The sequence below is a fragment of the Halococcus salifodinae DSM 8989 genome, from assembly GCF_000336935.1.
GTDB classification, from domain to species: Archaea; Halobacteriota; Halobacteria; order Halobacteriales; family Halococcaceae; genus Halococcus; species Halococcus salifodinae.
Window position 1 is genome coordinate 66,839 of the sequence record NZ_AOME01000002.1, and the last position, 23,279, is coordinate 90,117.

General features: G+C 62.0%; 23 protein-coding genes and 1 pseudogene. 10 read left to right on the plus strand and 14 right to left on the minus strand.

All coding sequences use genetic code 11. The features are described 5' to 3' along the window. Window positions 1-7 precede the first annotated feature (7 nt). Entirely contained in the window at window positions 8-427 is a 420-nt protein-coding gene (gene msrB / locus C450_RS00325; protein ID WP_005038603.1) for a peptide-methionine (R)-S-oxide reductase MsrB, read from the plus strand. A 133-nt stretch (window positions 428-560) separates the two neighbouring features. Here msrB and C450_RS00330 read toward each other — a convergent pair whose 3' ends face one another. From C450_RS00330 to C450_RS00345, 4 genes are read right to left on the minus strand one after another with little or no spacing between them, the layout of a single operon-like run. Continuing rightward, complete coding sequence (locus tag C450_RS00330; protein WP_005038604.1) at window positions 561-1,478, minus strand: energy-coupling factor ABC transporter ATP-binding protein; 918 nt, start codon at window positions 1,476-1,478, stop codon at window positions 561-563. Continuing rightward, window positions 1,475-2,290: a cobalt ECF transporter T component CbiQ gene (cbiQ, locus tag C450_RS00335; RefSeq protein ID WP_005038605.1), complete on the minus strand. Its 816-nt coding sequence runs from the start codon at window positions 2,288-2,290 to the stop codon at window positions 1,475-1,477. Before cbiQ ends, C450_RS00330 begins: the two co-directional genes overlap by 4 nt. Before the next feature lie 4 nt (window positions 2,291-2,294). Then, on the minus strand, window positions 2,295-2,636 hold the full coding sequence (locus C450_RS00340) for a hypothetical protein (protein ID WP_005038606.1): 342 nt from the start codon (window positions 2,634-2,636) through the stop codon (window positions 2,295-2,297). Beyond that, entirely contained in the window at window positions 2,636-3,316 is a 681-nt protein-coding gene (locus C450_RS00345; protein WP_005038607.1) for an energy-coupling factor ABC transporter permease, read from the minus strand. Before C450_RS00345 ends, C450_RS00340 begins: the two co-directional genes overlap by 1 nt. Before the next feature lie 568 nt (window positions 3,317-3,884). On the opposite strand from C450_RS00345, the gene C450_RS00350 reads away from it, so the two are divergent. Beyond that, on the plus strand, window positions 3,885-4,295 hold the full coding sequence (locus C450_RS00350) for an iron-sulfur cluster assembly scaffold protein (protein WP_005038608.1): 411 nt from the start codon (window positions 3,885-3,887) through the stop codon (window positions 4,293-4,295). 135 nt (window positions 4,296-4,430) lie between these two features. Further along, a complete protein-coding gene (locus tag C450_RS00355; RefSeq protein ID WP_005038609.1) occupies window positions 4,431-5,636 on the plus strand; it encodes an FAD/NAD(P)-binding protein in 1,206 nt (401 codons plus the stop codon). Window positions 5,637-5,995: 359 nt separating this feature from the next. Here C450_RS00355 and C450_RS00360 read toward each other — a convergent pair whose 3' ends face one another. The 5 genes and pseudogenes from C450_RS00360 to C450_RS22755 all read right to left on the minus strand — a co-directional run bounded on the left by C450_RS00360 (window position 5,996) and on the right by C450_RS22755 (window position 8,901). Beyond that, window positions 5,996-6,205 carry a hypothetical protein gene (locus tag C450_RS00360; protein WP_005038610.1) on the minus strand — a complete coding sequence of 70 codons (210 nt, stop codon included), beginning with the start codon at window positions 6,203-6,205 and terminating at the stop codon, window positions 5,996-5,998. Window positions 6,206-6,270: 65 nt separating this feature from the next. Next, window positions 6,271-7,524 (minus strand): CobW family GTP-binding protein, encoded by a 1,254-nt coding sequence (locus tag C450_RS00365; RefSeq protein ID WP_049909750.1) that lies wholly within the window; start codon window positions 7,522-7,524, stop codon window positions 6,271-6,273. A 91-nt stretch (window positions 7,525-7,615) separates the two neighbouring features. Further along, the gene (locus C450_RS00370) at window positions 7,616-8,446 is read right to left on the minus strand and encodes an IS5 family transposase (protein WP_005038612.1); all 831 of its coding nucleotides are present in this window, start codon (window positions 8,444-8,446) and stop codon (window positions 7,616-7,618) included. Window positions 8,447-8,574: 128 nt separating this feature from the next. Then, window positions 8,575-8,682: pseudogene (locus tag C450_RS21335) on the minus strand (GTP-binding protein); the annotation flags it as partial. A gap of 69 nt (window positions 8,683-8,751) precedes the next feature. Continuing rightward, the gene (locus C450_RS22755; RefSeq protein ID WP_241430224.1) at window positions 8,752-8,901 is read right to left on the minus strand and encodes a hypothetical protein; all 150 of its coding nucleotides are present in this window, start codon (window positions 8,899-8,901) and stop codon (window positions 8,752-8,754) included. Here C450_RS22755 and C450_RS00375 point away from each other — a divergent pair. The 3 genes from C450_RS00375 to C450_RS00385 all read left to right on the plus strand — a co-directional run bounded on the left by C450_RS00375 (window position 8,848) and on the right by C450_RS00385 (window position 12,183). Further along, window positions 8,848-9,867 (plus strand): NAD(P)/FAD-dependent oxidoreductase, encoded by a 1,020-nt coding sequence (locus C450_RS00375; protein WP_241430223.1) that lies wholly within the window; start codon window positions 8,848-8,850, stop codon window positions 9,865-9,867. The genes C450_RS22755 and C450_RS00375 overlap by 54 nt on opposite strands. A 207-nt stretch (window positions 9,868-10,074) precedes the next feature. Continuing rightward, complete coding sequence (locus tag C450_RS00380) at window positions 10,075-11,781, plus strand: nucleoside recognition domain-containing protein (RefSeq protein WP_005038615.1); 1,707 nt, start codon at window positions 10,075-10,077, stop codon at window positions 11,779-11,781. A 3-nt stretch (window positions 11,782-11,784) separates the two neighbouring features. Then, on the plus strand, window positions 11,785-12,183 hold the full coding sequence (locus C450_RS00385) for a DUF7124 domain-containing protein (RefSeq protein WP_152424371.1): 399 nt from the start codon (window positions 11,785-11,787) through the stop codon (window positions 12,181-12,183). Between the two features lie 390 nt (window positions 12,184-12,573). On the opposite strand, the gene C450_RS00390 is transcribed toward C450_RS00385, so the two are convergent. From C450_RS00390 to C450_RS00405, 4 genes are read right to left on the minus strand one after another with little or no spacing between them, the layout of a single operon-like run. Continuing rightward, window positions 12,574-13,011: a CopG family ribbon-helix-helix protein gene (locus C450_RS00390; protein WP_005038618.1), complete on the minus strand. Its 438-nt coding sequence runs from the start codon at window positions 13,009-13,011 to the stop codon at window positions 12,574-12,576. A 24-nt stretch (window positions 13,012-13,035) separates the two neighbouring features. Beyond that, complete coding sequence (locus C450_RS00395) at window positions 13,036-13,884, minus strand: ABC transporter ATP-binding protein (protein WP_005038620.1); 849 nt, start codon at window positions 13,882-13,884, stop codon at window positions 13,036-13,038. After that, window positions 13,872-14,720 carry an ABC transporter permease gene (locus C450_RS00400; protein WP_005038621.1) on the minus strand — a complete coding sequence of 283 codons (849 nt, stop codon included), beginning with the start codon at window positions 14,718-14,720 and terminating at the stop codon, window positions 13,872-13,874. The genes C450_RS00395 and C450_RS00400 overlap by 13 nt, the downstream gene beginning before the upstream one ends. After that, window positions 14,717-15,787, minus strand: coding sequence for an ABC transporter substrate-binding protein (locus C450_RS00405; protein ID WP_049909751.1), 1,071 nt, complete (start codon window positions 15,785-15,787; stop codon window positions 14,717-14,719). Before C450_RS00405 ends, C450_RS00400 begins: the two co-directional genes overlap by 4 nt. A gap of 383 nt (window positions 15,788-16,170) precedes the next feature. Between C450_RS00405 and C450_RS00410 the strand changes: the two genes are divergently transcribed. Genes C450_RS00410 through pstB form a run of 4 tightly spaced genes read left to right on the plus strand, consistent with a single transcriptional unit; the run spans window position 16,171 to window position 20,844 of the window. Next, window positions 16,171-17,265 carry a PstS family phosphate ABC transporter substrate-binding protein gene (locus C450_RS00410; RefSeq protein WP_005038624.1) on the plus strand — a complete coding sequence of 365 codons (1,095 nt, stop codon included), beginning with the start codon at window positions 16,171-16,173 and terminating at the stop codon, window positions 17,263-17,265. Continuing rightward, a complete protein-coding gene (gene pstC, locus C450_RS00415; protein ID WP_049909752.1) occupies window positions 17,262-18,320 on the plus strand; it encodes a phosphate ABC transporter permease subunit PstC in 1,059 nt (352 codons plus the stop codon). Before C450_RS00410 ends, pstC begins: the two co-directional genes overlap by 4 nt. After that, window positions 18,320-19,954 carry a phosphate ABC transporter permease PstA gene (pstA, locus tag C450_RS00420; protein WP_005038627.1) on the plus strand — a complete coding sequence of 545 codons (1,635 nt, stop codon included), beginning with the start codon at window positions 18,320-18,322 and terminating at the stop codon, window positions 19,952-19,954. The genes pstC and pstA overlap by 1 nt, the downstream gene beginning before the upstream one ends. Next, complete coding sequence (pstB, locus tag C450_RS00425; protein WP_005038629.1) at window positions 19,951-20,844, plus strand: phosphate ABC transporter ATP-binding protein PstB; 894 nt, start codon at window positions 19,951-19,953, stop codon at window positions 20,842-20,844. The genes pstA and pstB overlap by 4 nt, the downstream gene beginning before the upstream one ends. 440 nt (window positions 20,845-21,284) lie before the next feature. Here the strand turns inward: pstB and C450_RS00430 are convergent, their stop codons facing one another. Then, window positions 21,285-23,279, minus strand: a complete 1,995-nt coding sequence (locus tag C450_RS00430) for a molybdopterin oxidoreductase family protein (RefSeq protein WP_005038631.1) — start codon at window positions 23,277-23,279, stop codon at window positions 21,285-21,287.

Genomic DNA, 23,279 nt, shown 5'->3' on the forward strand with positions numbered 1-23,279 from the left:
TCGAGGCATGTCGAACGAACCGGCAGCCACGACGGATGATGTCCCCGAAACCGACGAAGAGTGGCGTGAAGTGCTGACCGACGAGGAGTACGAGATCCTGCGCGAGCAGGGCACCGAACCCAAGTTCAGCGGCGACCTCCTCGACCAGAGCGAAGACGGAACCTATCTCTGTGCGGGCTGTGGAACCGAACTGTTCTCTTCGGACACCAAGTTCGACTCCGAGACCGGCTGGCCGAGTTTCTCCGAGGCGATCGACGAGCACATCGAACTCCGCCGGGATACCAGTCACGGAATGGACCGGACGGAAGTTGTGTGTGTCGAGTGTGGCGGCCACCTCGGCCACGTCTTCGACGACGGTCCGGAACCGACCGGCAAGCGCTACTGCATCAACTCCGCGGCGCTCGGCTTCGACGAGAACGAAGCGTAACCGACTCGTGGCCATCCGCCGACACCACGTCTCGTTTCGGTCTCGGTGAAGAAAATCGATCGTGGCGATGACTCACGTGTATCCGAGTGCCAGCGTTTCGATCCCTCGGGTCGGGTTGAGATACCACGGGGAGTCAGTCGCTCGTGTCGCCATCGGGGTGAGCAAGCCCACTGCCGTCTGTCGTCGCCGATTGCTGGTCGAGGAACGTCACGAGTTCGGCCTCGGTGACTGGCTGTGACCCGATGTCCAACCCAGCATCGCGGGTGATCCGAACCGTACTCGGTGGGTGGAGGTTCGCCTCGGTCAGTAAATCCTCGTCGTAGAACACCTCGCGGGGGCTCCTGTTGTCGATGACGTTTCCTTCAGACATCACACAGATACGATCGGCGATCTCGGCCGCGATATCGAGGTCGTGTGTCGAGAGGACGACGCTGATACCTTCCGCGTGGATCCGACGGATGCGCTCGACAACCAAGCGCGACCGCTCGGGGTCGAGACCGGCGAACGGCTCGTCGAGAACGACGACGCTCGGTTCGAGGACCAGCACCCCAGCGAGTCCAACAAGCCGTTTCTCGCCCCCGCTCAGGTAGTGCGGGATACGCCCTTCGAGGTGGCCCGCGTCGACGGTCGCGAGCGCCTCACGGGCTCGTTTTTTCGCGTCGTCGGCTGGGAGACCGTTGTTTTGCAGTCCAAACATCACGTCGTCGAGGACCGTTGGAGCCACGAGCTGCGAATCGGCATCCTGGAAGACGAAACCGACCTCCCGGCGGGCGTGAGCCGTGTCGTTTCCGGTGATTCGCCGACCGGTCACACGGAGTTCACCCTCGTCAGGTGTGAGCGTCGCGTTCAAGTGTTCGAGTAGCGTCGATTTCCCCGAGCCGTTGGCACCCACCAGTGCGACGACTTCGTCGGCGTGGACGGCGAATTCGACGTCGTGCATTCCGATAGTGCCGTCGGGATAGGTGTGGGATTCACACCACAGCGAGACGAGCGGTTCGTCGTCCGTCCCCGTGCTCCGTTCGAGGGGCTCGCTGTCGATGGTCTCAGTCATATCGCCACCACCCCGTAGGCGATGACGAGCGCGTACACGACGACGACGGTGAACATGACGACGACTGCCGCTGCTTCAAGCACTGGTGGTCGACGCACGTCACCGTAGAGGGTGATGTCGCCGTCGTAGCCACGAGCTTCCATCGACGTGACGAGGCGTTCGGATCGCTCGATGGCGGTCAGCATCGTCATGCCGAGGATTCGGGCGTAGAGTCGCCTGTTGGCCCAGAAATCGCTCAGGTTCGCGCCACGAGAGAGCGCGGCTTTCACGAGATCTTCGAGCGTTTCGAGCATGACGAACGTGAAGCGGTACGTTAACAGCGTCACCTGATCGATCGGAGTGGGAAAGATCTTCCCGAGCAGGTAGGCGATATCGTTGTATTTCGTTGTCATCGATGCCGTGAGCGTGAACGTAACCACCGTGAGCGACCGGCAGGTCAGCTCGGCGAACAACGCCGCGCCCTGCCAGGTGACGGACAACTCCCCCAGTGGTGTGGCGAGCGCGCCGAGAATCGGACGGCCAGGTTCGAGGAAGGCGAGTGGCCCAGCGACCGAGACGATAAACAGCATCGGCAACGTGTACCAGAGGACGAGTCGGCGGTAGGGAAGCCCGGCGAGTCCATAGATCACGAGGGTGGCGGCATACAGCCCCGCGAGAACGGCGAGCGCGTCGACGACCGTGACCGCGAGGACGAGGACGGCAACGACGCCGAGTTTGGTCCACGGGTTCACGCGGTGAAGCGGTCCGTCGCGACGTTCGGCGTAGGCAGTGATGAGCCGCGGGTCGGGGACGTGATTCGAGAGGGTCGTCATCCACTCAGACCGTATCTCGTCCGCTATCGGTGTCGCGGTCGCCGTCGCTCTCGCTTCGGTAGCGAGTGGCGTAGACGTACAGCCCGATGCCGACACCAGCGAACAGGACCACGAGTGCGGCGTACTCCAGAACGAGCCCGCCCTTCCGAATGGGGCCGGCGATGACGATGCCTCGACCGAGATCGACGAGTGGTCCACTGCCCTCACGTGCGCCCTGCTGGAGCGTACTTGCGAACCGCTTGGCGTAGGGGAGCGCGCCACCAGTAGAGGTGAAGCCGTAGAGGCCAGCGGCCAGACAGACCACGAGCAATCCCGCGAGACCGCCGTACTGTTTCCAGCGCTGCATCAGGCACCGACCCCTGTGGAAGTTTCGCGCTTCTCGCGACTCGCACCGGGAACGAGGTCAGGTCGAACCGACGCAAGGAACTGGACGATGAATCCAGTGAGAACCCCCTCGATGATGGCGACGCCGAGGTTGATCCCGACCATCCCAGCGACGGCGATGGTGAGATCCGAACGAGGGAGTGCGCTGCCGTTGACGCCACTGATGACGATGATCGCGCCCATGAGGATCGCACCCACCGAGAGTCCGATGGTGGCCGCGCTCGCGCTTGCAGGGAAGACATCCCAGTCCATGCGCAGCAGGGTTCGGAAGGCGTAGTAGGCGACGATCGCCTCGCTGGCGTTGACGATGACGTTCGCGCCGAGTAGGCCGACCGCACCGTGACCGAGCGCTGCGGAGAAGACGTTGACCACGAGCGCGATGAGCGCTCCCAGCAGCGGCCCGGCAAGAATGCCGACGAGGCCGGTCAGATTCATGTGAATCCCACCCCAGATAGGGAGATTGAGCTGGAAGACCGCAAAGCTCGCCGCTGCACCGATGCCAGCAAGCGCGATCTGGTTGGTCTTGATACCACCCTTACGGATGCGATACGTGACGACCGCGAGTAACCCGGCGCCGAGGACGGTCCAAAGGGCGAGTGCCCACAGAGGGAATGACCCTTCCCCGAGGTGGATGTGTGCCATATCGACTGCTAATCTGACCCATCAATATAATAATCTTGCGTACTGAATGGGGCTCGGTTAGCAAGAACTGCAAATGATACTGATTGGATTAGCATTTGCTGCATGACACACCCGTTCGCGGTGAAGCGCGGAGCTCCAGACCGCAGCGGCAATCGACCAGCACGTCGTCTTTCACCACAACGTCTGTCGGTTGTGTGATGACGAATTCGACGGCGCTGCCGAACCTCGCGACCACACCGTACTCGACCACTAACGAGGAGCGCCGTCCCGATCGAACTGATCGCTACCGACCGACGTTTTTGCAGTGCTAGGGGTTCCGCTCCCGCGAGTTACTGATGCAATCAATCAGGCAAGCGTTTCGGCGAAGTCTTCGACAGGGTTGACCGAGTAATCGACCGAAACGGTGTCCTGTGTTGTCCGGATCTTGCCGCCGAAGTCAGCTTCTCCACCTCAACCAGACCGCGCCTGTGCTAGGGTTTGGTTGAACTGTCATACATCCCCTCGAACGTATGCTCGCCACTGGGAACAGCAGTATTTATTAACTTCTAAATATTGGTTAATAGCAGCCATGGGTTCGGACATGTATCGACAGCAGATCCTCGACCACTATCGCAACCCACGAAATTACGGAGAGCTCGACGACGCCACGTTCTCACACGTCGGCGAGAACCCCCTGTGTGGGGATACGATCCGTATGGACGTCAAACTCGACGAGACTGAAGAGATCATCCACGCGGTCCGATTCGGCGGCGAGGGCTGTGCGATCAGTCAGGCGAGCGCGAGCATGCTCTCTGAGGAGTTAGTCGGCATGACCCTCGACGAACTCGGTGCGATGGACCGGGACGATATTACCGAAATGCTCGGTGTAGAGGTCACTCCGATGCGCCTCAAATGCGCCGTCCTCGCCGAAAAAGTCGCCCAGGATGGAGCCGAGATTTATCGTGGCGAGAAAACCCAAGCGAAGACCACCACGGAGTAATCGCCCTCACAATGCAAACGCCTGTGAGCTTCGGTGCTGACAAATCGGGAGAAACCCATCGGAGATCGTCGCCAGTACTGATGACTGGATTCCTCCTCTGGAGGCGTCCACACTACTGATACTCTCTTCGACACCATGCAGGAGTATCTCATCGTTGGTGGTGGCATCTACGGAACGTGCATCGCACGCTGGCTCCTCGAAACGGAAGGACTGACTCACGACGACATCACCATCATCGATCCTCACGACGAACTGCTCGCTTCCTTCGAGGGAAAGGCCGCCGCCTGTGGGATGGAGTATCTCCGGTCACCATACGTCCAGCATATCGGTACGAAATCGTTCGGGATGAGAAAATATGCGGAAGAACACGGCCGAATCGACGAGCTCGTCTCGACACACGGCAACCCGCGTCGGCCTTCAGTCGGGCTGTTCTTCGACTACGCGCGTCGTGTCATCGAGGAGAACGGGTTGGAAGCGATGCATCATCAAGCCAGAGCGACAGATATCTGCCGCGATAGTGGCCACCTCGTCGTTGAAACGGATGCGGGGAACCACCATGGCGAACGGGTCGTCCTCGCTATTGGCCACGGCGGAGCGTACGACGTGCCCGAGTGGGCTGCGGACCTGCCGGACGAGGCTCCTGTGCATCACGTTTGGGAGGAGGGGTATGACGAGTCACGCGTCAAATCCTACGACGGCGAGACCTACGTCATCGGGGGCGGAATTACCGCTGGACAGGTCGCGCTCGATCTTGGAGATGCCGGCGTTGAAGTGACGCTGCTCTCGCGGAGCAGTCTGCAAGTCGAGGCGATAGAGTGCGATCCCCAGTGGATCGGGTGGTCGTACATTCAAGATCACCTCCACCGGCTCCCGTCCGGATCGGCGGCGCGGCAGCGGCTCGTGAACGACGAGCGGTTCGACGGAACCGTGCCACCATACCTGATGGACGATCTCAGGGAGGCGGAGGAGGAGGGCTTGCTGACACGGGAAATCGGGGAAGTCAGAACCGCCAGAGACACTGAGGGTCGTATCGTGCTGTCACTCGAGAATGGATCGGTCAGAACCAACGTTCAGGTCGTTCTTGCGACTGGGTTCGCGGATATACGCACCCACCCTCTCGTCGAACGAATCACAGCGATCCCCTGTTTGACGATCGGAGACGAGGGAATGCCTGTTCTCGATGACGAGACACTCGAATGGATCCCTGCCGACGGCTACTCCGGCTCGAACGTCTACGTCGTCGGTGCACTCGCGACCTCCGTTATTGGTCCGTTCGCCTACAACATCGCCGGGGCGAAACGAGCAGCCGAACGGCTCGTAGATGATGACAATGGGCAGTGATTCCGGGAATCCGCTGCTATCGAAATCAGACGTTCGAACCGCGATTTTTCATATTTGTGACTGTTGTTCGAAACTGATTACGGTGGAAGACTACACATGGCGGAGAGTCTTGATCGGCGTTGGAGCGGCGGGTAGCACTACCATCGCCGGATGTTTCGACGGCAGCGGAGCCGGGGAGGGCAACGAGACTGGCAACAACGGAACTGATAGTACCAACAACGGAACCAGCAGTGGGCCGACAAAGGCTGGAGTTCCGTCGAGGCCATGAAGAGTATCGACCTCCCGACGAAGGCGCTCGACGCGCACTAACGAAGATGACCGAGACAACACTCGGAGACGACCGAAATGAACCGTATCGCTCAGAGATGTGTCAACTCTTCAGCCTGCATCTGGATGGAAGGGTGAACGCTCGTATCCTCGGCTACTCTCTCCAGGTCTGTGATGGCTCCGCATTGACCAAGTGTATTCACTGCTCTGCGCCGATACGACCCGTTGAGACCACCTGTTACCGCGATGATGCGGAGCTGGGTGGCCGCACCTTCCTCGCCGAGTTCGTCAATCGCGTCCATGCGAGCTTCGTGTGATACGTTCTTACTGAGTACCCTTCGGAAGAGCGAGCGTGGAGACGACATGATCAATCTGCGAGACCCACCTCCTCAGCGTTCTCGTCAGCAGGTTCGGCGTCCTGCTGCGTCGATTCCACATCGTCTCCGTCGAACTCGAACACCGGAAAGCGATCTTCGAAGAGACTCCAGTCAGCAGTCATCTCGTCGTCGGTCAGCGTGGCCGCCTCGAGATCTTCGGTGAATGCCTCGTGGTCCATCTCGCTACCGATGAGCACGAGCTGACTCCCTCTGTCGCCCCACTGGTCGTCCCAGATCGCCTCGATTTCAGGATGAGCTTCAAGATGAGTTTCGCGCTCCTCTTCAGGGAGTGACGCGACCCACGTACCGGCTGGTGTGATCCGGATGGACTGTCCAGCGATGTCCAACCCGAGAGCCATGTCCTCGCGGCCCGCGAGCCAGAAGTGTCCCTTCGATCGAACGACGTTCTCGGGGAACGAATCGAGCAAGTCGGCGAACCGTTCGGGATGGAAGGGGCGCCGGGACGAATGGACAAACGACGTAACTCCATGTTCTTCCTCCGCAGATTCGTGGGGTTCGTGGAGCTCCCGTATCCACCCGGCCGACTGACGGGCTTCCTCGAAATCGAACATGCCCGTTCCGAGAACCTCGTTGGGGTCGACCCGTCCGTGTTCGGTGTGAACGATTTCTGCCCGCGGTTGGAGGATTTCGACCATCTCTTCGATCTCGGCAAGCGTGTCAGCGTCGACCAAGTCGCACTTGTTGAGCAAGAGTACGTCACAGAATTCGATCTGATCGACGAGGAGATTGCCGAGGTCTTTCTCGGTATCGCCGTCCATGAGCGATTCCTTCGAATCGAACGTTGCCCAAAACTGGTGAGCGTCGACCACAGTTACTGTCGTGTCGAGTTCATAGTGGTCCATCACCTCGATACCCGTTTCTTCGTAGAACTTCGTCGGGTCGAGATCGGACTGATCGAACCCCATCGTGAGTGTTTGAGCAACGGGCAACGGCTCGGCTACTCCAGTCGATTCGATGACGAGGTGATCAAACTCACAAGTCTGTGCGAGCCTCGCGAGCGCGTCGAGCAGATCTCCGCGAAGCTCACAGCAGATACAACCATCCGATAGTTCGACCAGCTCCTCGTCGTCTTCGGAAATATCGGAGTGTTCGGCGACGCGATCGGCGTCGACGTTCACTTCGCCCATATCGTTGACGAGGACAGCGATATCGAGGTCCGCTCGCGTATTCAGCAGGTTGTTCAACACGGCTCTATTGAATCCGCAGAGGGCAGCGGGATTCACGGTTTGAGGGCCAGTTCGAGGTTGTAGACCGCAGCGGTGAGCGTGATCTCGCGGAACTNGGCTCTATTGAATCCGCAGAGGGCAGCGGGATTCACGGTTTGAGGGCCAGTTCGAGGTTGTAGACCGCAGCGGTGAGCGTGATCTCGCGGAACTGACGATACCATGACCGCGCTCGGACGGCGGAGCCGTACGAGCGCTTGATCACCGAGTTCACAGTCTCACAGATCGAGCGCTGGTTATAGAGTTCGTCCTTGATCCGCGCGTTATGTGCGTGATCGTACGGTGCGAAGACACGGTGTTTGATCAGCGGACGCACGTCTTCAGCGCGCAACTCCTCGCGGAAGCTCATATCATCGTAGCCCTTGTCGGCGGCGAGACTGAGCAGGTCGCCCGCGTTTCGCAGGGCGACCTGCGGGCCAACGTTCGTTCCGTTGGGCCACTTCGCACTGCAATGGACGTCGATAACCGCGCCCTGCGCGGTATCGACGAGAAAGGTCGCTTGCACGGTCTGTACGTTTCGATCACAGCGCTTGAGATAGTGGCTCGATGCTTCTCTGCGGTCGAAGTAGGTGGCATCGATGGCAGCGTGACCGGACCGATCGAGCAGCTCCGACGAGAGTCGGAGCAGCTCTCGCCAAACAGCCATCGGCGCTCGATCAAGGGATTTGCACAGCGCAGATGGACCAATGAACTCGCCGCGCTCGAGGACGAGCGCGGCTCGAACACGTTCCATCTCTTCGGCCCAGTCGAGGACTTCGGCGAGTGTCGCGTCCATGTGTTCACGGAGAAAGTGCAGGACGGCGTGCTTCCAGCCGGCAACTCCGTTGCCGGCAGGATCGCTGATCTGGATCAGCGCTGCATCAGTAAGCTTTCGTGCAATCGAGACAGCCTGTTTGACGAAGCGGAAGAGAATCTTCTGCACAAAGACTCCTCTTCCGCTTCATCTCAATCGTTCTAACGACTCACCCCGACGCCGTCGGCGGATTCAATAGAGCTNGAGAATCTTCTGCACAAAGACTCCTCTTCCGCTTCATCTCAATCGTTCTAACGACTCACCCCGACGCCGTCGGCGGATTCAATAGAGCTGTTCAACACGGTCGTCTTCCCTGCGCCGAGATTGCCGCTCAGCACGGTGACGGGAATCGTCTCTCGACTCATCATTAACAACTGTGCACCGTATCTTATTTATATTCAGATATTCTATACCAGTTATTGTTAAGAATGACCTCAGACACGATCCGTAAATATGAGTCGCTTGACGTGGCCGTAGTTGGTGCAGGAGCCGCTGGAGTCGGGATCGGAGCCGTCCTTGCCGATCTCGATATCGGCTCCTACGTCATTTTCGAGCGTGACGATGTCGGCGCGTCCTTTCGACAATGGCCAGAGGAAATGCAGTTCATCACACCATCGTTTCCGAGCAACAGCTTCGGATGTCGTGATCTGAACGCCATAACCACGGACACATCACCTGCCTTCGCCCTCGATCGAGAACACCCGACCGGCGTGGAGTACGCCGAATATCTCCAAGGAGTCGCTGAGTTCCACGATCTTCCTGTCCGAACGGGTGTCGAAGTGGAGTCTCTCGAACGTCATAAGGACGGTTTCGTACTGCATACGACTTCCGGCGTCATCCACAGTCGCTTCGTCGTTTGGGCGGCTGGTCAGTTCGACCAGCCGAACGACGACCCGTTCCCTGGCGCGAACTACTGTGTCCACAACTCCCGGGTGAGTTCGTGGAGTGAGTTCGCCACAGAGTGTGTCGACGATCTTGTTGTTATTATTGGTGGCTACGAGAGTGGGATCGACGCGGCCCTGACGCTCGCCAACTATGGCCAGGAAGTGCTGGTCCTCGACGAAGAGGGGCCATGGCAGTTCCGGGGGCCCGACCCAAGTGAAGTACTCTCCCCTCACACTAGCCAGCAGCTTCACGACGCGCTCGAAAATGGCGCATCGATCGCGCTTGGGGACGGTACTCGTGTCGAGCGTGTCGATATGAAAGACAGTACGTTCGACGTTCGTGGCAGTGACGGAGAGTTCTACACGACCCGAAACCAGCCCGTACTTGCGACGGGTTTCGAGAGGGGACTCGGACTGGTAGACGAACATTTCGATTTCGAGGACGGGTTTCCACAGATCACCGAGCACGACGAATCAGCCACGACCTTGGGACTGTTTCTCGTTGGACCCCAGGTCGCACACAACGGACAGCAGTTCTGCTTCATCTACAAGTTCAGACAGCGATTCGCAGTTGTCGCCGACGAAATCGCCGCTAGACTCGGCATCGATCGCTCCCCGCTCGATGTGTACCGTGAGAAAAACATGTTCCTCGAGGATCTGTCCTGATGTGAGTCCGACATGTGTGACTGCTAGCTATGATATCAACGATTGCCCGAGCCGACGACAGAACCGATCGTACGAACGGGCACACAGAAGACGACAGCCACGTCCGTCGTACGATCGGCCGTGAACAAGCGATTGTCACTAGTGACGATATTGGCCTCCATCGACCGTCGTTCCGTGAACTAATGCAGAAGACGAGATTAATCAAACATGATTGACAGACGGTCGCCATCGAACAGTGCTCCGTCGGCAGAGAGCGAATCGAAAGAGCCCGTCGTTGTCGTCGGGAAAGAGAGCGTCGGTAAATCGGAACTCATCTCCAAGATGGCTGGCGCGTATCCGATAACGGGGAACTTTCGCGGGACGACCGTCGATGTTGAACGGTACGAATCGGATCGGTTTGTCTTCGTGGACACGCCCGGAATCCTCCTCGGGACAGATACAGAGACGACGCGGGCGGCTATCCGTGCCGTCGAGGAAACTGAGACGGTGGTACTCGTACTCCGGGCGACGAACATCGACGATGATCTCCAGGACCTTCTGCCACTGGTGCAGGGAAAACTCGGTGCGATTGCTGTCACGTTCTGGGACAAGGTGGATAACAGGAACGAAGCACGTGAGGAGCTGGACGGGCTTGCAGCCGCTCTTGGTGTACCACTCGTCCCGGTCGACGCTCGGAACGTCTCTCGCATAGCGACAGACAGCGGCACCGGTGCCACGAGGAGCGACTACAATCAGCTCATCAGTGCGATTCAGAATGCCGATGAGTTCCCGGGTGGAGTCGACCGACGGACAGATATTCACCTCGAACCGCCGGAGACGATCATCGAGCACCCCGTCTTCGGACCGCTCGTCAGCATACTACTTCTCCTGCTGCCCGCAGCTGTTGCAGTCCACTTCGCAAACGCTGCTGCCGCCGAACTCTCCCCTCGAGTCAGCACAGTTCTTGAACCCGTGGTTCAGTGGGCAAACAGTCTTCCGGGCCCAGTTGCAGCAGTTCTGGGTGGTGAGTACGGCCTCCTCTCGATGGGACCGTTCCTGTTCGTCTGGGCAGGACCGACGATTCTCATCTTCGCCGTCTTCATGGCAGTCTATAAGAAGAGCGGGATCGTCACGCGGATTACTGCGTCACTCCATCCACATCTTCGACGGGTTGGTCTCACTGGACGGGACCTCGTTCGCGTCATAATGGGCTTTGGCTGTAACGTCCCAGCGGTCACCAGTACCCGCGGTTGTTCGGACTGTACGCGCCGGACGACCGTCTCGGCCATCGGTTTCGGGTCGGCCTGTTCGTATCAGTTCCCCGCTACGCTCGCAGTGTTCGCGGCAGTCGAGATGCCGTGGCTCGTCTTCCCATATCTCGGTGTTCTCACGACGACGACGCTCATCTACGCACGGCTGATCGCCCCGGAGAACGCACGGACGACCTCGCTCGCCACCGGGAACCGCGCGTTCCTCCAGTGGCCGACGTGGCAGTCGGTGTGGCTCGAAACCCGAACCGTGATTCGAAGTTTCTTCGTGAAGGCGCTGCCTGTGTTCGTCGGTATCGTGTTCGTCGCATCGCTCCTCGATTATCTCGGAGCGCTCGACGTGACGGGAGACGTCCTCGCGCCGGTGATGGGGCTGTTCAATCTCCCCGGCGAGACAGCACTCGTCGTCGTTTTAGGTTCGATCCGGAAAGATGGCCTGCTGTTGTTGCAGTCGGATGGATTGAGCCCGACGCTAACGACCATGACCCCCGTTCAAGTCCTGACTGCCGTCTATCTGGCTGGAGTGTTGCTCCCCTGTCTCGTCACCGCAATCACGGTCGCGAAGGAACTTTCAGTGAACTACGCGGGGCGAATGATGCTCCGCCAAGCTACGGCTGCTGCGGGCTTCTCTCTGCTCATCGCATGGGGTGGCTCGCTTCTCGTCTGATCGATGACTGCTCGAACGATGACGCTCGCGGTCGACCTCGCCGCATTGCATCGGCTGCAGAACCCGCGAGCGGTCGTCGTCGACACGAGACAGTGGGCTCAACACGTCGGTATCGTCGCGAAGGATAGCGACGCCGCGGTAGGGTTCACCACCCGTCACGTCATCCGCCGTGACTTCCCACGAAACTCCTGTGACAGGAAGACAGCCCTGAAAAATGCACACTCACGATTCAAAACAGATCGACACGTGTACGTCGGGGTCGAAGACAGTCGGATTCTCGCGGAAGGTTCCGAGTGGGAGTTTTTGTATGTCGAGACTGCTGCAGAGATGGCCGGGTGGCTGCTCGGAGATGATACGTGTGATGATCGAACGCTACGAGCGCGGCTTCGGAAGCTGTTCTGAACGCCACTCTACAGAGAATGACTCGCCCATCACCACACAAAGACTCGTACCATGGATCGACGCTATCCATGGGCTTCCATCAGGACTCAGTCCTCCTTGTTGGGGTGTGGGCATCAAACGAGGCTGCGCTCATCGGCACGAACCCGTTTTCAACATCCCCTTCAAATCTACCGCGTTGCCTCCGAGGCATCCGGAGAGCGTCGTCGCTCGGCATCGAAGCTCCTCGTTGTCGATACGAACAGCACTTCGCCTTTCTGGAGACAGATACCTCATCGTGGCCGTCTTCGATGTAGTCGTGAAGAACACCGTACCAGCGGAGGTCGGCTACCGACATTCATCATGCACAGCTATCTCTGAAATACGAAAGGAGTTCGACGACAGAGCTCGGTTTTACGATCTGGATCTGGTGATCGTCTCTCCGATAGTGTCGATTGGTATCAGAGAGTATTCGACGGTCAACGCTTCATCCACGGCACGGACTTTCCTGACGAACGTCGAGATGTCTTCGAGATGTCCCTCCAGCACGAACGACTCCATACACCCACGTTTTTCACCGACGCAGTTGTGCGCGTTTGACGAGAGAAGGTCGTCGTGCTCGTGGCGGAGATCCATCATCCGCTCCTCGACCTGTGGACTGTTGTACTCGAACACGGCCGTGACCACTCCCATGAGCTCACTGTCGTCGGGGGGATCGTCCTCAAACTCTCCGAGAAGGGCCCGTGCAGCTTCGCGGACCACCTCGCTCCGACCCGCGTAGTCGTGGTCATCGGCGAACCCATCGATCCGGTCGAGAAGCGAATCCGTCATCGAGACGCTAACGATCTCCATATGTTAATTTTGCGTTTCGAGATATTAAAATCGGTCGGTCGCCTCCCCGCCGATGAGTGCCCGGATGCGTTCGGTGTACTCGACGAACGAACCATCCGTTCGAGACCGCGGCCGCGAAAGATCGACATCGACGATCTCTTTCACCCGTCCAGGCTCAGGACTCATGACGACCACTCGATCACCGAGGAGGGCCGCCTCGTTGACCTCGTGGGTCACGAAGAGCGTCGTTTTTCCCGTCTCCTGCCAGATGTCGAGCAGTTCGGCGTGAAGCCGCTCGCGAGTCCGGGCGTCGACGCTTCCGAACGGTTCGTCCATCAGCAACACGTCAGGATCGACGGCAAGTGCGCGTGCTACGGCGACGCGCTGTTTCATCCCTCCACTGAGTTCCTTCGGATAGGCGTCTGCGACCCCATCGAGACCGACGAGATCGAGCATCTCATGACAGCGGTTGTCACACGCTTCTCGCGCCATCCCCTGTCGTTCGAGCCCGAAACAGACGTTCTCCTGGACCGTGAGCCACGGAAACAAGCCGTACTCCTGAAACACCATCCCGCAGTCGGTGTCGGGACCGTCAACCGTCTCGCCGTCGATCACGACCGTTCCCGCCGTCGGTGCTTCGATCCCCGCGACCGCTCGAAGGAGCGTCGTTTTCCCACAGCCCGAGGGACCAACGAGACAGACGAACTCGCCGCTCTCGACGGTGAACTGCACATTGGACAGCGCCTGCACCGACTGGCGCTCGGACTCGTAGCGCTTGCTCACACCATCGACGAGGATTTCTGGAGTGTGGTCGGTATCGTCCGCGTCGCCAGTGCCGTTAGCGTGGGCACCGACCCGCTCGATCGCATCGGCGCTCTCGTCTACTCGCGCCACGCGAGCATCCTCCCTTCGACGCTGCGGAACGCTCCGTCGGTCACGAGATAGACGAGGCTGATCACCAGCATATACGCGACGCTTATGTCCATCGCGAGGTTGTTCGAGGCGTTGATGATCTCGTAGCCGACGCCGGGTGCGCCGAACAGCTCCGCGCCCACGACGATCATCCAGCACCGACCGATGCTCGTCCGAAAGCTCGTCAGGATCTGTGGCGCGGCACTTGGGAGGACGACGTAACGGATCATTTCAAGGTCTGCCCGAACCCCGAGGCTCGACGCGACCTCCGTGAGCTGGGTGGGAGTGCTTTCGACGCCGCTGTACGCGCCGTAGAAGTTGATCCAGAACGCGCCGATGAACACGATGAACGCCGCTCCCGTATGACCGATCCCGAACCACACGATCGCGAAGACGATCCATGCCAGCGGCGGGATCGGCCGCAGGATTCGAACTACCGGCGTCAGTGCGTCATCGAGTCGCCCGCTCCATCCGAGGGCGACACCGAGTGCGATCCCGAACGATGCCCCGATGAGCAACCCCGGAACGTAATGGAGCAAGCTCTGGGCGAGCTTCACCACCATCCGTGCGGTCTGGATCTCAGTGCCGACCACCGGGAGCGTAAGTCTCGCACTCGTCGTGAGCTGCTCGACGAACGCGCTCGCCGCCGCCAGTGGACTCGGAAGGAGATACGCCGGTGTAACGACCGACGATGCTGCCCACCACAGCCCGAGAAATCCGATCGTTCCGAGGACTCCACGCACGATCCGACTCGCGTTCCACTCGGGAAACGTCCGTTTTCCAGTAGCCTGGTCGGTGTCACTCGTTTCGATGCTCATTGGTTCGAGACGGTATCGTAGACCTCGAAGTCGAACAGTTGGTCGGGCGAGACCACCGAATCCGTGTTTCCGACCTCTTTGACGAACTCGGCCATCGTCGCCGCCTGATCTCTGAGTTCATGTGGATCGGAGAGGAAATCGGACGCCTGGGAGTCGATCGCCTCCCGCGCCAGTTCGGTACTGACACCCGACCCGATGACCGCCGCGGCGTCTTCGGCCGCTTTCTTTGGGTTCTCGCGGAGGAACTGCGTTGCTTTGCTGTGCTGTTCGACGAACTGTTCGGCAACGCTCCCAGGGACACTGTTCTGGACGAACGTCACGGTTACTGGGTGCCCCGGAAGGATCTCACCAGACCATGCGACCTCACCGAAGCCCTGCTCGCTCGCGATCACCGTCGCAAACGGCTCCTGGATCATCGTCGCGTCGATCTCACCCGCCTGGATCGTCTGTGGGGCCTTCGCCGGGGACAGCTTCACCTTGTCGATCACCGACTCCATCTCACCGAGATCGAGATCCTGCTCGATCCAGTATCGCAGGACGACGTCCGGAACGCTCCCGTCGGGTGGAACGCCGAATTTCATCTTCCTCCCGTGCTGGTTCTCGAACGCCGAGAATGCATCCCCCTGCTGGTTCGTGTACAGATCAGCGAACGCGCTCGTCGCCATCACCCGGAACCCGTTCCGGCTGTTCGCCGCCAGTACGTTCGCCGCTTTGCCCTTGTCGACGAGCACCATCGCTGGCGTGATCCCGAACAGCGCGATATCGACCTCGTCGCTCGCGAACGCCTTGACGACGCTCGGACCGTTCGAGAACCGTTCGACGGTCACTGCCGAGGAGATCGATTCGTAGTAGCCCTCCTCTTGCATGATGTAGTGCTGCATATTCGGGTAGATCGGCACGTAGGCGACAGTGAGCTGCCCCATATTACTCGTCGTGGCAGTAGTGTTGGTTCCTTCAGCATCGCTGCTGCCGGGATTGCCCTGGCCGACACAGCCGGCCAGTCCCACCACACTACCCGCTGCTATCCCACCTGCTGCGAGGAGCTGCCGCCGGGTGCGTTCACTCATAGCTACTGCTATCTGCCACCCCAGCCTTAATAAAAGCTACTATCGAAGGCAAGCTTTTTATTAAGATGGGTGAGCGACAGCGCTATTGGACGCTCTTTGGTTCGTGCGTTAGGACGCTGATCCTGAGACAGTGACCAGATTCCGCTCGCGGCTCGTTTACTGTACCAAGAAACCGACTGCATCGAACATCCATTCCGTGCATTCAGCACCGACCCAGCCGACGGCAGAGTGCATGAGCATATCACTTGCCGGGTTTCAGAAACAGCGGTCGTCATAGTCGTCGCACACACCGAGACGACGGTTCGTGACGTCGCACGCCCTGGGAAAGTATGGCTATATAGAAGTCATAGAAGGGTACTTACGATCCCTATTGCTACGTAGCGATGATGCAGGAGAGCCCAGTGAGTCGGCGCGCAGTGCTGGCCGGTGGAGCCGGCCTCTGTGCGGGACTCGCCGGTTGTATCAGTACGAGTGCGACGCCGCCGAGTCAGGCAGGCGGGAACGATTCGGGTGGTGGCGGTGGCAACGAGAACGTCCCGACGCTCCGTCTGGGTGGCTCCTCGACGGTGTTCCCGATCGTCGACAGGGCGGCGTCGTTCTGGGGGACGAACGCCGCTCCACCCGACGAAGAGTACTGGACGCCCGACGAGTACGGGATCAGTACCGACGAGCGCCTCGCGGACTACTGGGCGGGACAGTACGGTTTCGATGCGATCGACAGCGAGACGCCCCCGATCGCGGTGTCGGTGGAGCTCAGCCACTCGGGAACGGGGCTCGAAAACCTCCGGAAGGGACGGCTCGACCTCGGGAACTCGAGCGCACCCGTGAAAGCCGAGTTCCCCGAGTTGGAGCAAGCCGAGCTCTCGAAGTACACGGATCACGTCGTCGGTGTCGACGCCCAGCCGATCGTCGTGAGCGGGGCGATCGCCGAGGCCGGCGTCGAGAAGATCTCGGCTGAGACCCTGAAGGGGATCTACGCCGGCGACATCACGGACTGGCGGGACGTTCCGGGCTACGAGGGACCGAAAGTAGAGATCCAGACGGTCGGGCGCGCCGAGGGCTCGGGCACCGACACCGCGTTCCGGAACAACCTCTTCGGCGATTCGGACGCCCCGATCCCCGGCGTCGACAGCCGGAAAGGGCAAAACCAGCAGGTCAGACAGATCGTCGCGAACTCCGACAACGCGATCGCGTACATGGCGCTCGCGTTCGTCGACGACTCCGTCTCCACGATCGCGCTGACGTTCGACGGCACCGAGTACGTGCCCGGCGAGAACCTCGCGGAGGGTGGCTACCCGCTCGCGCGTGATCTCCACTGTTACACGTGGGACGGCACGTCGAAGAAGGAGGCCGCGTTCGTCCGGATGATTCTCAGCGAGTACGGCCAGGCGAACTTCGTGAAGGGTGCGGGCTACGCGGTACTGACCGACAAACGACAGCAACGCCAGCGCGACAAGCTTCCGACCCCGCAGCAATGAGCACCGGGACCGGACTTTCGGGACGGATGGAAGGGGTCGCTGGCGGGATGGGCCACGTCGGCGGGCTCGTCCTCGCGACGCTGCTCGCCACCGCGGTCACGTTCTTCCTCGCGCCGGGGCTCGTCGTGTACCCGCTCGCGGCGGTCGTCGTGAGCGTGGCCTACGGCTGGGTCGCCGACGAGGCGACGACCGCCCGCACGCTCGCACTCGCGGCGACGGTCGTGACGGTGCTCGTCCTCGGGCTGATCATGATCTATCTCGTCGCGCGGTCGTTCCCGGCGTTCCGGGCGATGGGTCTCGACATTTTGACGAAGACCGACGGGACGCTGTGGGCATCGAGCGAGGCGATCTACTCGCTCGTCCCGATGATGTGGGGGACGCTGGTCACGACGCTCATTGCGGTCGTGATCGCGGCCCCGCTCGGCGTCGCGGGCGCGGTGTTCATCAGCGAGATGGCCCCCGACTGGGCACGGAACGTCCTCAAACCCGCGGTGGAGGCGCTCGCGGGGATTCCGTCGATCGTCTACGGTTTCATCGGGTTCACGGTTCTCAACCGGTTCATGATGGACGAGTTCGCGCTGCCGGACTTCGGCAGCCTGTTCGTGGTGGGGACCGTGATCGGCGCGATGGCGCTGCCCACCGTGGTCTCCGTGGCCGAGGACGCGATCACGAGCGTGCCCGGCCCAATGAAGGACGGCTCGCTCGCGCTTGGTGCGACCGGCTGGCAGACCACGACCGACGTCACGGTGCCCGCGGCCTTTTCCGGCATCTCCGCCGCTGTCCTCCTTGGTGTGGGGCGCGCGGTCGGCGAGACCATGGCCGCGACGGTGATTCTCGCCAACGTCACGGAGCTGCCCGACCCGCTGTACGACGTGTTCGGCAACACCATCACGCTCACGAGCCTGATCGCCAGCCAGTACGGCATCGCGAGCGGTCTCCAGATGAGCGCGCTGTTCGCCGCCGGCGTCGTCCTCTTCGTGACGGTGCTCGGTCTCAGTCTCGGCTCGCAGTACATCGAACGCCGGATGCAGCGCAAACTCGGGGGGAGTGAGTGATGGCCGAAACGAGCACATCCGCCCTCACTCGCGGTACGTCCGGCTCGCTCCGGTACGCGGCTGGCGCGGTCACCGGCCTCGGCGTCGGTGTCCTGCTCGTGAGCCTGCTCGCGTTCGCGGGGGCGATCCCGACCGGCACCGTCGCGGGCGTCCCGCTGCTCGATCTGCTCGCGGTCGTCCTCGGAGCGGGGGCGCTCGGTATGATCGGTGTCGGGACCGCCTCGTCGGCAGGACTGCTCGACACGACGCCGGATCACACCGCGGGCACGTCGATCGCGGCGGTGTTCGGGGTTCTCGGCTTCGTCGCCGGCAGCCTCGTAGCTGCACAGACGCTCGGGCTGGCGACGCTCTGGCCGCTCGGCGGAATCGCGGGCGCGGCGCTCGGCGTCGGTCTCGCGCTCGTCCCGCGCGAAGACGTGGCGCTCGCCGCGACCGGCGGCGGGTTCGCGCTGATCACGAGCCTCGTCGTTCTCACCGGCGTCATCGGCTCGAACTGGTCGTGGCAGCCGAGCGGACTGTCGGTCGTTTTCAGCGCCGACACGACCGTGCCGCTGCTGTTCGGCGTCGCCGGCCTGCTGCTCGCGTGGGTCGGCGCACAGGCGATCGCCGGGTTCGGCACGCAGGGCAAGGCGCGCGGCGCGTCGCTGCTCGTGAGCGCGAACGCCGCGGGGATGATCGCGCTGCTCGTGGTGCTGGTTTCGTTCATCGCCGTCCGCGGGTGGGGGCCGATGACCGAGGGAATCCGATACGGGCTGTTCTGGGAGCCGCTCACGTGGTTTCAGGTCCCGATCTGGAACCAGTGGGTCATCGTCGACGCGCCGACGATCTGGTTTTACTGGCCGTTCGCGATGGAAGGCGTCGCGATCACCAACCCAGTAAACGGCGTCGCCCCCGCAATCGTCGGCACGGTCTGGCTGGTGGTCGGCGCGGTGACGTTCGCGGTGCCGCTCGGGGTCGGAACTGCGGTGTTCCTGACCGAGTACGCCGAGCAGGGCCGGATCACCGCGCTGGTCGAGATCGCGACCAACGGGCTCTGGAGCACGCCGAGCGTGGTCTACGGCCTGTTCGGGCTCGCGTTCCTCGTCCCACGGATCGGCAACCAGAGCACGCTGCTGTCGGGAATGATCGTGCTCGGGTTCATGTTACTGCCGCTCGTGGTCATCACGAGCCGGGAGGCGCTGCTCAACGTCCCCGACGAGTACCGCGACGCGAGCGCCGCGCTCGGGGTCAGCCGGTGGGAGACGATCAAGACCATCGTGTTGCCGGCCGCAATGCCGGGCGTCATCACCGGCACGATCCTCGGCGTCGGCCGGATCGCAGGCGAGACGGCACCCATTTTGCTGGTGCTCACCGGCGAGCCGTTCCCCGCCGAAGGGCCCGATCTTCTCGACTTCTCGGCCGGGTTCACGTCGTCGTTCCCGTTCGTGGAGGTGAGCGCGATCAACCCGGACGCACTGCTCCAGTCCGCGACCGCGCTGCCCTACCAGCTGTTCGCCACCATCACTGCGGGTGTCGGCGACGTCTCCGAGGGCTTCAGATGGGGGACGGCGCTCGTCCTCCTGTTGGTGGTGATGAGCTTCTACGCCGTCGGTATCGCCTCGCGAATCTACTTCCGGAGGAAACTCGACGCATGAGTACGACACAAACCGAACCAGAGGAACGACCCGAACGCACCGCCGCCGAAACCGACGAACGCATCGATCCCGCGTGGACCGAGTACGGGTTCGACGGCCGGACGAAACTCGCCGTCGACAGCCTCGACGTCCACTACGGCGACGAGCGCGCGATCGACGACGTCAGTCTCGAGATCCCCGAGGAGAGCGTCACCGCGCTGATCGGGCCCTCGGGCTGTGGGAAGTCGACGTTCCTCCGGTGTCTCAACCGGATGAACGATCGGATCGACGCCGCACGGGTCGACGGCTCGGTCAGATTCGACGACGAAGAGATCTACGGCGACAGTACCGATCTCGTCGAACTGCGAAAGCGCGTCGGAATGGTGTTCCAGCAGCCGAACCCGTTCCCGAAGTCGATTCGGGACAACGTCGCCTACGGTCCCCGGAAACACGGCGAGGTCGAGACAGGGCTGCTCTCTCGGCTGTTCGGCCGCGGTGACGGAACGAACGAAGACGATCTCGTCGAACGGTCGCTCCGGCAGGCGGCGATCTGGGACGAGGTGAAAGACCGGCTCGACGACAACGCACTCGGACTCTCCGGTGGCCAGCAGCAGCGCCTCTGCATCGCCCGCTGTCTCGCGGTCGGCCCCGACGTCATCCTGATGGACGAGCCTGCAAGCGCGCTCGACCCCATCGCCACCTCGAAGATCGAGGATCTCATCGAGGACCTCGCCGAGGACTACACCGTGGTCGTCGTCACCCACAACATGCAGCAGGCCGCCCGCATCTCCGACCAGACCGCCGTGTTCCTCACCGGCGGCGAACTCGTCGAGTACGGCGACACCGACCAAATCTTCGAGAACCCCGAAAGCCAGCGCGTCGAGGACTATATTACGGGGAAGTTCGGGTAGCGCCGAACCGGGAAGTCGACGAGCGAACCGAATGGGCGACGCCAGCGCGGCAACGGGGTCGTGCTGTTGGTCGGAACCCATGTCGCGGTTGGCGCGCGCTCGCGCTCGTGTGCGAACAGCGAGGTGCGAGCGAAGCGAGCACCTCGCCGCGAGCATCGAGCGCGGATCGGCGTGCGAGGGATGACTGAGAGAACGAACGGAGTGAGTGAACGAGGGAATCGGTTGGGGAGGCGTGTGGACGGTTGTGGTGCTGTTCTCATTGGCGTCGGCATCGCAGTGGTCTCGACAGCGGCGACGGCTATCGATACCACGAACGTCTCGAAAGTCCCGGCAACGCCGGGAGTGACGCCTTTTTCAATCCCACCGGGAGCAGTTGCTCAGCTGGCTGTCGCCGAAGTCAACAGCGGCTTCCCAGCAGAAAGCGGTTCGTTCGAGTGCTGCTACTCCCGGAGCCGTGATTGCGTTACTTCGACCGGAGTGCGTCCCTCGCCGACGAGCGGGTCCGCGACGCTCGCGTGGGCGAACACGGTACCCTCGCGGACAGCGTCGGTGCAACGAGCCCGGAGTGTAACCGTCCCACGATCACTCTCGACGGCGACTTGAGCGCCATCCACGATGTCACGCGTGGCGGCGTCGGCGGGGTTGATCTGCACCGTCGCCGCTTCCCGGCGAGCACTCGGACTGCCGGCGTCTTCGTCGACCCGACTTTCGGTCAGCAACACGAGCCCGTCCCCGTCGCCCGAATCGCGATCGTCCCCAGCCGTCCCGCTTGCCGCCACGTCGATCGGTTCGAGCGGTGCGCGCTGCCGTCCGGTCCGGAATCGCTTCCGATGGAGAATGTCTTGGCCCTCACTTTCGCCCTCGGAAAACGGCCACCGCTCGCCGCCATCGAGGACGCCCTCGTACTCCATCCCCGCGTAGAGCGGGTTCACTCGTGTCATCTCGTCGAACACCGCTGGCGGCCCGTCGTACTCGAAATCGATGTCGGTGAGCCGAGCGCCGAGATCGGCGAGAACGTCGAAGTCGCGCCGCGCTCGTCCCGGCGGCGACGCGGCGGGGCGGAGCGCCTGGACCTGCCGGTCGAGGTTGGTCACGGTGCCCTCCTTTTCCGCCCACGCGCTCGCCGGGAGCACCACGTCGGCGAACGCGGTGGTTTCGTTCGGCGCGACATCCTGAACGGCGAGGAAATCGAGGTCGGCGAACAGCCGCTCCGAGGTCGCGTCGTCGAGTCGGTTCACCGCGGGGTTCTCCCCGAGCACGAACGCGCCCCGAACTCCCGATCCGAACTCCCTGACGAGATCGGGCTCGGATCGTCCAGACTCGGCAGGTGGCTCGACGCCCCACTCGGCGGCGACGCGCGCGCGGGCGTCGGCGTCCGAGACGGGCGCTTCGCCCGGCAGGCAGTCCGGTCGCGCACCCATATCGCTCGCACCCTGTTCGTTCACGAGGCCGCGAAAGGGGTTCATCCCCACCCCGCGCTTGCCGAGGTTCCCGGTGACGAGGAGGAGATCGAGCAGCGCGTTCGGGGTCGTGCCCTCGTCGTCCTCGATTCCCGTTCCGGTGACGACGGCGGCGCGGTCGGCCTCGCCGAACGTCTCGGCCGCCTCGCGCACCGCCGCAGGGTCGAGTCCCGCTCGCTCGGCGTCCGCCGCGACGTCGAAGCGCTCCATCGAGCGGGCGAACGCGTCGAACCCCGTCGTGCGCTCCGCGACGAACGCCCGATCTTCGAGCCCCGCATCGAGGATCGCTCGGACGAGCAGCGCCACCGCGAGTGCGTCGCGCCCCGGATGCGGTGCGAGGTGCTGTGTCGCGAGTCGTGTCGTCCGGTTCGCCCGGGGATCGAGATGGAGCAGGGCCGCACCGTCGTTGACCGCCGGCCGGACACACCGATCGAACGCGATCGGCTGGCGCTCGGCTGGGTTCGCGCCGGCGACGAGGAAGACATCGGCCTCGGCGAGGTCGTCGAGGCTGTTGGTGGTCCCACCCGAGCCGAGTCGTGCTTCCATCGCCTCCGCGGTCGCGTCGTGACAGCTCCGCGCGCGGTTGTCGGCGTTGTTGGTGCCGAGCGAGCGCGCGATCTTCTGGAGGAGGTAGTTCTCCTCGTTCGTGCATCGCGGCGCACCAAAGAAAGCGAGTGCGTCCGGCCCGTGTCGCTCGCGGACCCGCTCGATCCCGCTTGCGACACGATCGAGCGCTTCTTCCCACGAAACGGATTCGAGATCGCCGTCGCGCCGCACGAGGGGAGTGGTCAGTCGATCCTCGTCGAGACCCTCGAACGCCGCGATCCCCTTCGGACAGAGCCGCCCTTCACGATTGACGCGCGCGCCCTCGACCCCGGTCGCGCGGCCGGTTGCCTCGTCGTACCGCAGCCGACACCCGACCGCACACCGCGGGCAGGTGGTTTCGGTTCGTTCGTCGAGACGCTCCTGGCTCAT

Bases quoted from the DNA above. Each gene is read 5' to 3' on its own strand.
- msrB (WP_005038603.1), top strand. From the start codon at position 8: ATGTCGAACGAACCGGCAGCCACGACGGATGATGTCCCCGAAACCGAC.
- C450_RS00330 (WP_005038604.1), bottom strand. From the start codon at position 1,478: ATGACTGAGACCATCGACAGCGAGCCCCTCGAACGGAGCACGGGGACG.
- cbiQ (WP_005038605.1), bottom strand. From the start codon at position 2,290: ATGACGACCCTCTCGAATCACGTCCCCGACCCGCGGCTCATCACTGCC.
- C450_RS00340 (WP_005038606.1), bottom strand. From the start codon at position 2,636: ATGCAGCGCTGGAAACAGTACGGCGGTCTCGCGGGATTGCTCGTGGTC.
- C450_RS00345 (WP_005038607.1), bottom strand. From the start codon at position 3,316: ATGGCACACATCCACCTCGGGGAAGGGTCATTCCCTCTGTGGGCACTC.
- C450_RS00350 (WP_005038608.1), top strand. From the start codon at position 3,885: ATGGGTTCGGACATGTATCGACAGCAGATCCTCGACCACTATCGCAAC.
- C450_RS00355 (WP_005038609.1), top strand. From the start codon at position 4,431: ATGCAGGAGTATCTCATCGTTGGTGGTGGCATCTACGGAACGTGCATC.
- C450_RS00360 (WP_005038610.1), bottom strand. From the start codon at position 6,205: ATGGACGCGATTGACGAACTCGGCGAGGAAGGTGCGGCCACCCAGCTC.
- C450_RS00380 (WP_005038615.1), top strand. From the start codon at position 10,075: ATGATTGACAGACGGTCGCCATCGAACAGTGCTCCGTCGGCAGAGAGC.
- C450_RS00385 (WP_152424371.1), top strand. From the start codon at position 11,785: ATGACTGCTCGAACGATGACGCTCGCGGTCGACCTCGCCGCATTGCAT.
- C450_RS00390 (WP_005038618.1), bottom strand. From the start codon at position 13,011: ATGGAGATCGTTAGCGTCTCGATGACGGATTCGCTTCTCGACCGGATC.
- C450_RS00400 (WP_005038621.1), bottom strand. From the start codon at position 14,720: ATGAGCATCGAAACGAGTGACACCGACCAGGCTACTGGAAAACGGACG.
- C450_RS00405 (WP_049909751.1), bottom strand. From the start codon at position 15,787: ATGAGTGAACGCACCCGGCGGCAGCTCCTCGCAGCAGGTGGGATAGCA.
- C450_RS00410 (WP_005038624.1), top strand. From the start codon at position 16,171: ATGATGCAGGAGAGCCCAGTGAGTCGGCGCGCAGTGCTGGCCGGTGGA.
- pstC (WP_049909752.1), top strand. From the start codon at position 17,262: ATGAGCACCGGGACCGGACTTTCGGGACGGATGGAAGGGGTCGCTGGC.
- pstA (WP_005038627.1), top strand. From the start codon at position 18,320: ATGGCCGAAACGAGCACATCCGCCCTCACTCGCGGTACGTCCGGCTCG.
- pstB (WP_005038629.1), top strand. From the start codon at position 19,951: ATGAGTACGACACAAACCGAACCAGAGGAACGACCCGAACGCACCGCC.
- C450_RS00430 (WP_005038631.1), bottom strand. From the start codon at position 23,279: ATGAGCCAGGAGCGTCTCGACGAACGAACCGAAACCACCTGCCCGCGG.